The sequence below is a fragment of the Streptomyces sp. NPDC087859 genome (assembly GCF_044742595.1).
GTDB lineage: Bacteria > Actinomycetota > Actinomycetes > Streptomycetales > Streptomycetaceae > Streptomyces > Streptomyces canus_F.
Genome location: NZ_JBIUUU010000032.1, coordinates 57,276 through 70,645 on the forward strand (window position 1 = coordinate 57,276; position 13,370 = coordinate 70,645).

Here is a 13,370-nt window from a genome sequence, read left to right on the forward strand (position 1 = left end):
CCTCCTCGTCGCCGCACACGTGCGGCTTGCGGCACAGGGGTGTCTTCGGGACGGAAATCCTGTGCGTCACCACTCTGACAGGTGACGAAATGATGGGCAAGTCACTCCCACGTGGTCCCGGACACGCTCAGTCGGAGACCGCCTCCGGGCCGTCGAGCAGATCCATGAGGAACCCGTCCCAGTCCAGAGCGGCCATCTCCGCGTCGGCCGAGGTGATCCGGTACGTCTCCTCGAGCCACCGTGCCAACGGCGGGATGGGCACCTCGAACAGGGCCTCCACCTCCTGCGATTCGAGCAGCAGCCAGGACGAGGGCCGCTCCCCGGGCGCCATCGGCCACATCCGGACGTCGCCGCAGCCGCTCATCGCCGTCAGGCCTCGGTGCAGCAGTTCACGGCCGATGCGCCAGACCAGCCCCGGGCCTCGCTCCGCCACGAACTCCACCGTGATCACCGCGGGCATGTCGGGGTCGAACCGGAACTTCGCGGTGATCGGTTGTCGGGTGAACTCGTCGAGCATCTGGTCGAGGGGGAGGTGCAGCGAGGGCACGAGCTCGGGCGCCGAACGCGCCCTCAGGGGTGACTGATCACGGTGCATGACAGGAGTTCCCCTTTCTTCGGTCGAAGTGTGTGTTCACCACTCTTCTCCGGGCGCCGGGGCGGCACATCGGTCAGTTGACGGTGCGGGCGCCGGCCTCGGACGGAAGCACGCCGGGAGGTGTCTCGCGGACCGCGGACACGGTGACGTAAGTCAACAGACCTCCGCCCGCGGTCGCGGGGTGCGACGACCACGGGCGGAGGGGCGAGCGGGGTGATACGTCGTCAGGTCACCGGGGCGAGGGCCGGGCCGGTGCCGCCCAGCTGTTCGGTGAACGCGATCGGCGCCACGGGCCAGGTCACACCCTTCGGCGGCCAGGACTGCCCGGTCGCCTTCAGGACCCGGCGGGCGGCTTGTACAGCGGAGGCTGCTGCCCGTCAGGGATCATCGAGGCCCAATCGAGGCCCTCGGTACGGTCCCTGAACTCCTGCTTCATCGCGTCCAAAAGGTCCGGCTGCTCGATCAGGTCGATGGCGCCCGCCGCCAGACTTGGCCGCCGTGCTCGCGGTGGCGCTCAGGCCGGACATCTTCAACAGGCGTCTGCGGCCGGGATGGAAGTCATTCATGCCAGTCGCGTCCTCGGTGTGTGCGATCGTGACATGCCGACGAGGAGCATATGTGTACGCCACGGGAACGGTGTGCCAGGCGAACAGGTGTGAACCTTCCGCGCCCCAGCTGCGTTGTTCCCAGTGGGCGCCCTTCGCACAGCTGAGGTGTGAAGGGCGCAGCGGCCGTCCCGGACCCCCGCCGGGCCGGCCGCATCCGGGGCCGCCCGCGCGGCAGGCGCTGGGTCGCTCAGACCAGGCCGAGACCGGCGGCCTTGACCCCCGCCTGGAAACGGGTGTCGGCCCCCAGCTTGGACAGGACGGCGGCCACGCGGCGGGTCGCTGTCCGGGTGCTGCACCCCAGTTGGCGTCCGATGGCCTGGTCCTTGAGCCCGACCTTGAGCATCCCGAGGATGAGGATGTCGTCCGCGCCCAGGCCGTCGTCGCCGGTGAGGGCCGGGCCGGTGATGGGCTCGGCGCGCGCCCAGTAGGCCTCGTACAGCTCCATCAGGGCGTCGAGCATGCCGGACGGATGGATGACGACGAGGTCGTCGTAGACCGGCCCGGACAGCGGGACCAGCGCGACCTGCCTGTCGATGATGTGCAGTTTGAAGGGCAGATGCGGAAGCATCCTGGACTGCTCGCCCAGTTCGGCCAGCCGACGCACCGTGGCGAACCGGCCGGGGCGCTCCATCGACTGGGGGCAGTAGATCGAGCGTACGTCGATGCCTCGGCGCAACCAGGCGGCCGTGATGGCGAACTCCTCCTCGTTGCTGTGGAGATCACCGTCGGGCCTGCCGATGTAGGGCGGCCGGTCCAGCGCCCACATGTGGCTCGTCGCGGAGTTGCTCAGCTGGGCGACCCGGTCCCGGATGAGCTCACGGTCCGACAGAACCTCGATGAGGCTGTGCGGGTCGGAACGCAGCCGGCCCGCCCGGTAGCGCTCGGCGATCCGGTCGATCTCGGTGCGCGCCGACGCCAGCGCCGACTCCACCTCGAACTTCCGTCTCGCCAGCAACGGCAGCAGAACGCCCTCCGGGTTCGTCGCCTGGAAGGAGGCACCGGCCGCGCCGTGCAGGAGCCCGAGTTCGCGCAGCCGGAAGGCCGATCGCAGGACGTCGGCCTCCGACAACCCGAGGCAGTTCGCGACATCCGAGGGGGCCGCCTGGCCGCGGTCCAGGAAGCAGCGGTACACCCGTTCGTCGGACTCCGCTATGCCCAGAGCGGCAAGCACGTATGTGTACCTCCGTCGGATAGGTAGGTCCCAACCTTGGCGCGGTTGGCCATCCGTCCAAACTCGCCAACAGAGTATCTGGACACCTATCAGCGGTACAACGTTCACTTTCCCCGCCGGACATGTGTCCGCCGTGTTGGTCATCCGGCCACTGCGTTCCCCTCGCTCCGCATGCGCTGCGCCCCCGAACGTGCCGGAGGTGTCCTCCGGCTCGGACCCTCTCCCTGGAGAACCGTGTGACTTCAACGCTCCGAAGAAAGACTCTGCCGTGGAGCGCGGCGGTACTCGCCGTCTCCCTGACCGCGCTCTGTCCCGCCTCTTTGGCCCAGGCCGCCGGAGAGGGACGGACCCCCGTCCCCGTCCCCATGACCGGGGATCTCAAGTCCGGGCGCTACATCGTCACTCTCGCCGACGCGCCCGTCGCTCTCTACAAGGGCGGCGTGGACGGTCTGACCGCCACCGCGCCGGCCTCGGGGGGCAGGCTCGACACGTCCAGCGTCGAGGCACACCGCTACCGGGACTACCTCCAGGGGCGGCAGAACAAGGTCGCTGCCTCTGTCGGCGCCAAGATCCGCCGGCACTACTCAGTGGTGACCAACGGGTTCACCGCGAATCTGACGGCCGTGCAGGCGGCGCGGCTCAGCGGGCAGCCGGGCGTTCTCCAGGTGCGGGCGGACGCCTGGAACAAGCCCACCGACGACGCGCGGTCCACGGACCTCATGGGGCTGTCCGGTCCGGACGGAGTGTGGTCGGCCCTCGGCGGCACCGCGAAGTCCGGCAAGGGCGTGGTGGTCGGCGTCATCGACACCGGCGTCTGGCCGGAGAGCAAGTCGTTCGCCGCGCCCGCCCTCAGCAGCACGCGGCCCACCCCCAAGGACCCCTACCGGCCCTACCGGTCGGGCGACACCATCAAGATGAAGAAGGCCGACGGCGGCACCTTCACGGGCACCTGCCAGAGCGGCGAGGAGTTCACCGCCGCGGCCTGCAACTCCAAACTCATCAGCGCGCGGTACTTCGGCGACGCCTATCTCGCAGCGGTCCCGCCGGACCAGCGGGACGACTACATATCGCCGCGCGACCGCGAGGGGCACGGCACCCACACCGCCTCCACCGCGGCGGGCGACGCGGACGTGCAGGTCACCGTCGCGGGCAAGGACTTCGGCAAGATCTCCGGAGTGGCGCCGGGTGCCGCGGTCGCCGTGTACAAGGCCCTCTGGAAGGACCGGGGCGGAGCCGACTCCGACATCGTCGCAGCGATCGACCAAGCGGTGGCGGACGGCGTCGACGTCATCAACTACTCCGCGGGACAGGTCGTGGAGAGCACGCTGGACTCACCCATCCAGCAGGCGTTCCGGGCGGCGGCGCAGGCCGGGGTGTTCGTGTCCGCGTCCGCGGGCAACAACGGTCCCTCCCCGGCGTGGATCGACAACACGGCCCCCTGGGTCACGACCGTCGCGGCCAGCACCATGGCGACCCCCGAGGCAACCGTTCAGCTCGGCGACGGCCGGACCTTCGTCGGGGCCAGCGTCACCGTGGACGCCGAACTCGGCCCGAAGCCCCTGGTGTTGTCCACCGACGTGCGACTGGCCTCGGCGGCGCAGAGCGCGGCGGCACTGTGCCAGCAGGACACCCTCGATCCGGACAAGACGGCCGGGACGGTCGTGGTGTGCGACCGGGGGGTCAATACCCGGGTGAGCAAGTCCGCCGAGGTGGCACGCGCCGGCGGCGTCGGCATGGTCCTGGTCAACACCAGCGACCTGGACACCGACGGAGACATCCACGTCGTCCCCACCGTGCATCTGAACACGCCCGCCGCCGCGACGGTCCGCGCCTACGCGGCGACCGCCGGCGCCACCGTCTCACTGAAGCCGGGCGGCTCCACCGGGACGCCGTACCCGCAGATCGCCCCCTTCTCCTCCCGGGGACCCTCGGACGAGAACAAGGGCGCCCTGATCAAGCCGGACCTGGCCGCACCGGGCGTAGCCGTCCTCGCCGCCGTCGCCCCGCCCGGCAACCAGGGCCACGACTTCGACTTCATGTCGGGTACGTCGATGGCCGCACCGCAGGTCGCAGGCCTGGCGGCCCTCTACTTCGGCGTGCACCCCAAGTGGTCGCCGATGGCGGTCAAGTCCGCCCTGATGACGACGGCCGTGGACACCAAGCTCGCCTCGGGCGGCACCAACACCGACGTGTACGCGCAGGGCTCCGGTGAGGTCGATCCGGCCGCGATGTTCAACCCCGGACTGGTGTACGACTCCTCGAACCGCGACTGGCTCGCCTACGAGGAGGGCCTGGGCATCGACACCGGGACCGGCGTCGCGCCGGTGGCGCCGAGTGATCTGAACTACCCGTCCCTCTCCGTGGACCAGCTGCTCGGTTCGCGCACCCTCACCCGCACGCTGACCGCGGCCGCGCCCGGCACGTACCGGGCGTCGGTGAAGCTGCCCGGCTTCGAGGCCAAGGTGCAGCCCTCCACCCTGCACTTCACCCGCGCCGGGCAGAGCACGAAGGTGAGCATCAAACTGACGCGGAGCACCGCGCCGTCGGGCGTGGCCGTCACGGGCTCCCTCACCTGGACCGGCAGCGGTCGCGTGGTCGTGCGCAGCCCCATCGTGGTGACACCGCAAGGGCTGCTGGCACCCGAGCAGGTCTCGGGCAGCGGCAGCGCGGGAAGTGTCTCCTACTCCGTGACCCCGGGCACCGAGAAGCTCACCCTCACCGCCTACGGCCCGGTCACCGGCGCCCCGGTGAGCGGTGAACTGCACCAGGAGACCGGCGGCTACCAGGAGTTCGCCTTCACCGTGCCCGAGGGAAGCAAGGCCGGCGCGTTCTACGCGACGACCGAGGACCCCGCGGCCCAGGTGTACCTCTGGATCGCTCCCATGCTGCCCGACGGCACCGCGGGACCGGGCGGCGTGCTCAGCGATCCCACCCATCAGGCACGCGTCGCGATGAGCGACCTGAAACCCGGCAAGTACCTGACCACCGTCATCTCGGGCTGGTCCCTGGGCGCAGCGTTCTCGCCCGACATCAAGTTCGACTTTCAGGCGAACGTGGTGGGCGCGAACACACCGGGCAACGGCACGTTCAGCGTGTCGCCCACCCGTCCGGTGACGAAGCCGGGCGTGCCCTTCGACGTGACCGCCACCTGGTCCGGCGTGGACACCGGGGTGCCTGCCACCGCTTACGTGGAGTACCCCGACGGTACGGGAACGCTCGTACACATCGACGGCTGAGCCGTCGCACCGGCGGGCCGCCACAGCGGCCCGCCGGACTGCGCCGTGACCCGTCCGGGCGCGTGTCGGCAAGGGCACAAAGGTGTGCCGGTGTCACACGTGAGCTGCCCGGACGGGTCCGCGCGTGCAGGGGACATGTTTCCGCTTAGACTCGGCAGTGACAGCGGCGGGATACGGCCGCGGTCACACCTGTGCGGCCGGGCCGGCCATACGGCCGGGATGAGAACACACACCTGGTGTATGTGTCACAGCCCTTGGGACATCCGGTCGTTCTCTGGTCGGCGACATATCTAGGGGTTCTCGTGCACATCCATCAGGCGGGTCCGATGGAAGCCTGGACAACGGTGGCGCAAGCCGACAAGACACTCGCCCTTTCCTGGGACTCGGGCGCCAGCGCCCTGATCCTCGCGCTCGCCGAACTCCTGTTGTTGGTGTGGCTGCTGGTCCGCCGGCTGGTGCGCAGACAGGGCGGCCGGCGACGGGCCTGGCGCCGGTTGTCCCGTCAGGTCCGGCTGACCCGCCAGGCGTTCTCCGAGCCGGTACGCGAGTTCCTGCGCTTCCGCGCCGCCGTCAGACGGCTCACCCGGCTGCTGTCGTCCGACGGACCCGTGAGCGTCGCCCGGCACGCACTCGACGGGGTCGACGCCGCCGTCCTCCCCACCGCCCCGCAGGCCTTCGGCTTCGCCGCCGCGGTCCGCCCCGCCACCCGGCGCGGCGACGGCGAGGTCGCCGTGTCCGTGGCAGGCCGAGACGTGCCGCCGCCCCAGCACCCGTGGGAGACCGACGACGATCCCCTGCGCTGGTACGCCTCCGCGATCGACACCGAGAACCTGCCACTGCCGGGCGCGCAGGAGAGCGAGGAGACCGGAGGCGACGGGCCGGCGTCCGGCACCGTCCGGGTGCTCGTGCCACTCGGGCTGAGCGACGACGACGGCGCGGTCTTCCTCGACCTCCTGCGCGGCCCCCGCATCCTGAATGCCTACGGCGACCGCCGGGCCGTCCGTGACTTCGTCCAGGCCGTGGCGGCCTACCTCGACCTGCCGGGCGGCCCGGCCGACGTGATCGTGGCGCGCGGAGTGCACCCCCGCTTCGACGGCCCCCATCTGGACGAGGTGCTGCGTTCCCTCGTGTACCTGACGGCCGACCGCACCCGGCCGGTGGTCGTGGTGTGCGCGGCGCCGGACGACGAACAGGCGGCACAGCTGGCCGAGCTGGTCGCTACCGGATCACTGTGTGCCGTGATCCTCGGACCGGCCCCCGTCCATCGCTGGGAGATCCGGGTCAACTCCCGCGGACACACCGAGACACCCGGCCTGGGCATCACGACCGACGCCGCACCGCTGGGTCCGGCCGTGGCCCGCGCCGCTCGCCGGAACGGGACGCGCCGACCGCGCCCCGAGAGGCCGGCGCGCGGTGCGGCCTCGTCGACGGGCGGAGCCCCGCGGCCGAACGGTCCCCGGCCCCCCGCCGGTACACGGCTCCCGACCGTGGGTACGGAGCCACACCCTCCGGTGCCGCATCCCGTCGGATCCGGTGCCCGGCCAGGTCGGGCACCGGCCGTCGGGACCCCTCCCACCCCCTCCGTCGCCCGCACCGCCCCCGTCGCCGCGGAACCCCTGGCTCCCGCCATCCGGGACCTGTTCGCCGAGCCGGACATCAACGGGGTCTCGGCGGCCGCAACCGGTGACCCCGACCTCTTCGAGAACCCCCGAGCCGAAAGGCGGAACGAGTCGTGAAGTTCCTCGTCACCACCGTGGACGGCCAGCGGCGGGAGCGACGCGACGTACTCGTCAACGCGGCCGCCGCCACCCCCGTCCGCAGGCTCGCCACCCAGCTGGTGGCCGCGCACCGGGGCACCGCCCCCGGGGAGGAGCCGGACGCTTCCGCCGCCGAGCAGGACATCCCGCTCTACCTCGGCGACCGGTTGCTCGACCCCGACCTCGCCCTGGCCTCCTCCGGCATCCGAGACGGCAGCACCCTCGGCCTGGGCCGGCCGATCACCGACGCCCCCTCGGGCTACGGCCCCGCCCGCGAGGAGATGCCCACGCCCAAGGCGCCCGGTTCCGGCCCGGTGGTCGAGATCCAGGTGATCGGCGGCCCCGAGGCCGGGCAGGTGCACCAACTCGCCATCGGCACCCACCTGATCGGACCCCGGGCTGGCAGCTCCGTGCCGCTGACCGGCAGGGGAGTGCCCGACCAGGGGCTGCGGCTGACGGTACGTCCGGACGGCACGGTCCTCGCCGTGCTGCCCGAGGACGACGCGCAGGTCCGGCTGTCGCTGCCCGAGGCACCGCCGCCGCGCCCGCGCGCGGACGTAGTGGCACTGCCACCCGACCCCGGACCCGAGGAACAGGAACCCGACGAGCTGCCCCGCGGCTGGACGCCCTGGGAACTGGACGGCGAACTCGTCATCGGCGAGCACCTGTTGCGCGCGGTCCGGCCCACCCTGGCCGACGCGGCCGTGGTGGCCTCCCCGAAGGCCAGCCTCGACTTCAACCGGCCGCCGCGCCTGCTGCCCCCGTTGCAGCCGGAGACCTTCCGGCTGCCCGGCCCGCCCGAGCCTCCCAAGCGCCGCCCCCTGTCCTTCCTGCTGATCATCGCCCCGATGTTCATGGGCGTCGCCATGGTCTACTTCTTCCACTCCTTCCTCTACCTGATGTTCATGGTGCTCAGCCCGGTCCTGGCCGTCGGCAACTGGATCAGCGGCCGACGCGGCGGACGCAAGGAATACCTGGAAGGCGTCGCCAACTACCGGCTGCGCCGCGCCTCGCTGGAGGCGGACGTACGGGCCAAGGTGGAGCACGAGCGGCGGGTACGCGTCGCCTCCGCCCCGGATCCGGCGGTCGTCGGGCTGATGGCCGTAGGACCCGGTGCCCGGCTGTGGGAGCGGCGGCCCTCCGACCCCGACAACCTCGTGCTGCGGATCGGCACCACCCAGCAACAGTCGCTGCTGCAGATCGACGACGGCTCCCGCGAGGACAACCACCGCACCGCCCACTGGCAGATCCCCGACATGCCGATCGGGGTGGACCTCGCGGGCAGCCAGGTCGTCGGTGTCGCCGGGCCCGAGCAGCCCGCCCAGGCGCTGGCCCGCTGGGCGGTGGCGCAGGCGGCCGTCCTGCACAGCCCGCGCGATCTGAAGATCTGCGTGCTCACCGACAGCAAGGCCGCCGACGCATGGCAGTGGGCCCGCTGGCTGCCACACGCCCGCTCCGGACTGTCCGCCACGCAGGACAACGCCCCCGTCATCCTCCTCGGCAACGATCCCGAGACCGTCGCCAACCGCGTCACCGAGCTGATCAACGTCATCCGCAACCGCAACCAGGCGCAGCAGGCCACCCTGCGCGGCGCCCTGCTCAGCGAACCCGACGTCCTGGTCGTCCTCGACGGGGCACGTGAATTGCGTGACGTCCCCGGCATGGTCCAGGTCCTCAAGGAGGGCCCACTGCGCGGCATCCACCTGCTGTGCCTGGACCGCGAGGAACGGATGCTGCCCGAGGAGGCCAGCGCGGTGGTGTCCATCGCCAGGGACACCCTCACACTGCGCCGCACCGGGCTTCCCGACGTCACCGGCATTCGCCCGGACTACGTCACCGCCGAGTGGGCCGAACGCCTGGCCCGCGGTATCGCCCCGGTGCACGACGTCACCCCGGACGCGGGTGGCGGGCTGCCCGACAGTGTCGCGCTGCTCGACCTGCTGGACCTGGAACCGCCCACGCCTGAGGAGGTGCTTCAGCGCTGGGAGCGCCGCCCGGCCTCCACGTCCGCGCTCGTCGGGCAGGGCTTCGACCGGCCGGTCGCCTTCGACCTGGTCAAGGACGGCCCCCACGCGCTCATCGCGGGCACCACCGGCTCCGGGAAGTCCGAGCTGCTGCAGACCCTGGTCGCTTCACTGGCCGCGGTCAACCGACCCGACGAACTGACCTTCGTGCTGGTCGACTACAAGGGCGGCAGCGCCTTCAAGGACTGTGTACGACTGCCGCACACCCTGGGCATGGTCACCGACCTCGACAGCCACCTCGTGCAGCGCGCGCTCGCTTCGCTGACGGCCGAGCTGGTCCGGCGCGAACACATGCTCGCCGCGGCCGGCGCGAAGGACCACCCCGAGTACCGGGTCCTGCGCCGCCGTGACCCGAACCTGCCGCCGATGCCGCGCCTGCTGCTGGTCATCGACGAGTTCGCCACCCTCGCCCGAGAAATCCCCGACTTCATCCCCGGGCTCGTCGGCATCGCCCAGCGCGGCCGTTCGCTCGGCCTGCACATGGTGCTGGCCACCCAGCGGCCCGCCGGCGTCGTCACCAGCGACATCCGCGCCAACACCAACCTGCGGATCTCGCTGCGCGTCACCGACGCCACCGAGAGCAGCGACGTACTGGACGTGCCGGACGCGGCGAGCATCTCCCCGGCCACCCCAGGCCGCGCCCTGGTACGCACCGGGCACCGCTCGGCGATGAGCTTCCAGACGGCCTACGTGGGCTCCGCGCGCCCGCACAGCGGCGGCGAGGAGATCGGCGAGCCTGTCGAGCAGCAGGACCAACTCCCCGACGACGACACCGGGGTGTGGATGACCCCGCTGTCCTGGCAGGGCCTCGGCCGCCCGGTGGAGGCACCGCAGGAGATCGAGGACGAGTTCGCCCTCCTCGACGACGAGGAAGGGCCCACCGACCTGATGGCGCTGGTCGACGCCCTCGTGGAGGCGGCCGAACGGTCCGGCCACGAGCCGCAGCCCAGCCCCTGGCTGCCCCCGCTGGCCGACACCCTGACCCTGTCCGACCTGCCGGAACCGGCCGCCCTCACCGGCGACGGACGACTGGTCCCGGTCGCCTGGGCCCGCGAGGACCTGCCGCAACTCCAGGCGCAGCCACCGGTGTTCCTCGACCTGAACACCTTCTCCCATCTGTTCGTCCTGGGCATGCCGCGCTCCGGCCGCTCCCAGACGCTGCGCACCATGGCCAGCGCGCTGGCCCGCGCCAACTCCTGCGCCGATCTGCACCTCTACGCGATCGACGCGGCCGGCGGCGCACTGTCGGCGCTGTCCGCGCTGCCGCACACCGGGGCCGTGGTGCCGCGGGCCGACCTGGAGCGCCTGGGGCGGCTGCTGAACCGGCTCACCGCCGAACTGGTGCGCCGCCAGGAGCTGATGACCGCCCACTCGGCCGGTCACATCAGCGAGCTGCGCGCGGCGCTGCCCCCGAACCGGCGCCCGGCGCACCTGATGCTGTTCATCGACGGCTGGGACACCCTGAGCGCGCTGATCGGCGAGATCGAGGAAGGCCGCATGGTCAGCCAGGTCGGCATGCTGCTGCGCGAGGGCGCGGCGGCCGGCGTGCACGTCGTCGCCACCTCCGAACGCGCCTTGATGGCCGGGCGGATCGCGGCGCTCAACGACAACAAGCTGCTGCTGCGGATGAACGACATCGGCGACTACACCCTGTGCGGCATCCCACGCGACCAGATCCCCTCCGTGATCCCGGCCGGACGCGGCTTCCGCACCGACACCGGCGGCGAACTCCAGGTCGCCGTGCTGCCGGGCGGTCCCAGCGGCCAGGAACAGGCCGAGGCGCTCCAGAAGATCGGCACCGAGGCCGCCGCCCGGGACCTGGGCGTCCCGGCGACGGCGCGGCCCTTCCGGGTGGAGACCCTGCCCATGACGATCGGCTTCAAGGAGGCCTACGAGCGGATCGGCACGGCCCCGCGCGGCCCGCTGACCGCGATGCTCGGACTCGGCGGCGACGACGTGGCCCCCGTGTGGGTCGACTTCGCCGGTGTCGCGTCGACGTACACGATCGTCGGGCCGCCCGGATCAGGGCGCAGCACCGCACTCCTGTCGCTGGCCGCGTCCCTGCTGCGCGCCGGGACCGGCGTGGTGGCCCTCACCCCCCGGGAGTCGCCGCTGCGTGGGCTCGAGGGCCATCCGAAGGCGGTCGTGCTGTCCTCGCCCGCCCCGGCCGAGGAGGAACTCCGGGCGGCGCTGGAGACGGTCGGCAACACAGCCGTCGTCATGGTCGACGACGCCGACCTGCTAGGCATGTCACCGCTGGACGCCATGCTGCGGGACATCGCCTCCTCCGGCCGCGACCGGTCCGTCGGCCTGGCCGTCGCCGGTCCCGCCGAGGCGCTGGTGTCGCCGCTCAGCAGCTGGCTCGGCCAGGTACGGCGCTCCCGCAAGGGCCTGCTGCTGTCCCCGCAGACCATCGGCGAGGGCGACGTCCTGGGCCTGCGGCTGCCGCACAACGTGATCCGCGTCAACCGGGTCCCCGGGCGGGCCTTCACCGTCGACGAGGCGGGGTACCTGGTGACCGTCCTGGTGCCGGAGACCGAGGCCGCCGACGCCCGTTGAGGACACGTGCACGGAAAGAGGGGCGCCGCGGTGTGCGGCGCCCCTCCTCGTGTCCGGACGGTCAGCTGTTGCCCCTGATCTGGGCGGCCATCGTGCGGTCCATGTCGTCGATCTGCGTCTTGATCGACGTGAACTGCTTGGCGAAGTCCTCGATCTTGGTGACGATCTGGGTCAGCTGGTCGGTGAACTGCGCGTAGGCGTGCTGCATCGCCGGGCTGGTCTGCTGAAGGAACAGACCGTCGTTGAGCAGGTTGTCCACCGCGCTCTTCAGGCTCAGCAGCTGCGGGTTGATGTTCGTCACGGCGTTCTGCAACTGCGTGGCGACGGTGTCGATCTGGCCGTACTGCAACTGCACGTTGTTGCTGGGCATGGGGATTCCTTCGAGGGTGTCCGCGGGTGGGTCAGTAGGTGCTGCCGACGCCGGTGTTCGAGTTCTTCGTGCCGCCGTCGCTCTTGTCGTCCTTGCCGTCACCGTCGGTGTCGGTGGCGTCCGGGTCGTTGTTGGTCCACTTCGGGTCGTCGGAGCCGAGGCCGGAGCCGTTCCAGCTCGACGTGTCGGTGGTCTTGCCGTCCTTGTCGGTGTTGGTGACGTCCCTGGTGCCGGTGCCGTCGGAGTTGCCGTGCACCTCGATGACCGTCTTCGAGCCGTCGGTGTGGGTGATCGTCGTCGTGTAGCTGTGGTTGTCCCCGTAGTCGGTGTGCTCGTGGTACTTCAGACCGCCGTCGCCGTCGTCGATCGTGCTGTCGGTCGACGTCACCTTGCCTTCGGAGTCGTAGGTCACCTGCGACGAGTTGTGCACGTTGTTGGTGCCGTCGCCGTCGTCATGTGTGTAGTCGTAGAGGGTCGGCTCATAGCCCGGCGGCGGGGGCGCGTCCGGGGCGTTGGGGTCGGCGAGCTTCTGTTCCTTGAGGTACTCGTGCCCCTTGTCGTCCCAGGCGTGGACGGTGATGGAGTTCTCGGTCAGCCACTTCCAGGCGTCGTAGGAGTCCTTCTTCATCTTCCATGCGCTGTGCATCCAGTTCTGGGCCTGGGTGTTGGCACTGGCGGCGAATCCCGCGTCCTGCTCGAACATGCGCTGGGCCACGAACCGGTAGGTCTCGCCGAGGGATTTCAGGAGGTCCTTGGCGTTCTCGAAAGGACCGGCCCATTGGAAGAAGAAATGGTTGACGGCCTTGAACCCACCACCGAGGCCGGCGCCGTCGTAGAAGCCGCTGCCCAGCAGCCGGGGGTCTTCGAGCTGGTCGTGAAGCCGGTCGGTGTCCTTGGCCAGTGTGTTCAGCAACTCGTAGTCGAACACCACGTCGAAATTCGGCATGTTCTCTCCCTCCGCTCACCTGACCCACGCACCACCGACGGGCGATACGTGTGTTGCCCGCATGTGTCGGGCCCTGGCGTGGACGCGATACCACTCACACTACG

7 protein-coding genes are annotated in these 13,370 nt (G+C 71.0%); 3 read left to right on the top strand and 4 right to left on the bottom strand.

Going from position 1 to position 13,370, the window contains the following annotated elements; translation table 11 throughout:
* Positions 1-127 precede the first annotated feature (127 nt).
* Both ACIOHP_RS47230 and ACIOHP_RS47235 read right to left on the bottom strand, forming a co-directional pair.
* Positions 128-595, bottom strand: a complete 468-nt coding sequence (locus ACIOHP_RS47230; RefSeq protein ID WP_401897642.1) for an SsgA family sporulation/cell division regulator — start codon at positions 593-595, stop codon at positions 128-130.
* Positions 596-1,390: 795 nt separating this feature from the next.
* Positions 1,391-2,374 (bottom strand): transcriptional regulator, encoded by a 984-nt coding sequence (locus ACIOHP_RS47235; RefSeq protein WP_401897643.1) that lies wholly within the window; start codon positions 2,372-2,374, stop codon positions 1,391-1,393.
* Positions 2,375-2,610: 236 nt separating this feature from the next.
* Between ACIOHP_RS47235 and ACIOHP_RS47240 the strand changes: the two genes are divergently transcribed.
* The 3 genes from ACIOHP_RS47240 to ACIOHP_RS47250 all read left to right on the top strand — a co-directional run bounded on the left by ACIOHP_RS47240 (position 2,611) and on the right by ACIOHP_RS47250 (position 11,950).
* A complete protein-coding gene (locus ACIOHP_RS47240; RefSeq protein ID WP_401897645.1) occupies positions 2,611-5,610 on the top strand; it encodes a S8 family serine peptidase in 3,000 nt (999 codons plus the stop codon).
* A gap of 326 nt (positions 5,611-5,936) precedes the next feature.
* Entirely contained in the window at positions 5,937-7,346 is a 1,410-nt protein-coding gene (locus tag ACIOHP_RS47245) for a hypothetical protein (protein WP_401897647.1), read from the top strand.
* Positions 7,343-11,950, top strand: coding sequence for an FtsK/SpoIIIE domain-containing protein (locus tag ACIOHP_RS47250; protein WP_401897649.1), 4,608 nt, complete (start codon positions 7,343-7,345; stop codon positions 11,948-11,950). The genes ACIOHP_RS47245 and ACIOHP_RS47250 overlap by 4 nt, the downstream gene beginning before the upstream one ends.
* 61 nt (positions 11,951-12,011) lie before the next feature.
* Here the strand turns inward: ACIOHP_RS47250 and ACIOHP_RS47255 are convergent, their stop codons facing one another.
* Entirely contained in the window at positions 12,012-12,320 is a 309-nt protein-coding gene (locus ACIOHP_RS47255) for a hypothetical protein (protein ID WP_401897651.1), read from the bottom strand.
* 31 nt (positions 12,321-12,351) lie between these two features.
* Positions 12,352-13,266, bottom strand: coding sequence for a hypothetical protein (locus tag ACIOHP_RS47260; protein ID WP_401897653.1), 915 nt, complete (start codon positions 13,264-13,266; stop codon positions 12,352-12,354).
* Positions 13,267-13,370 lie beyond the last annotated feature (104 nt).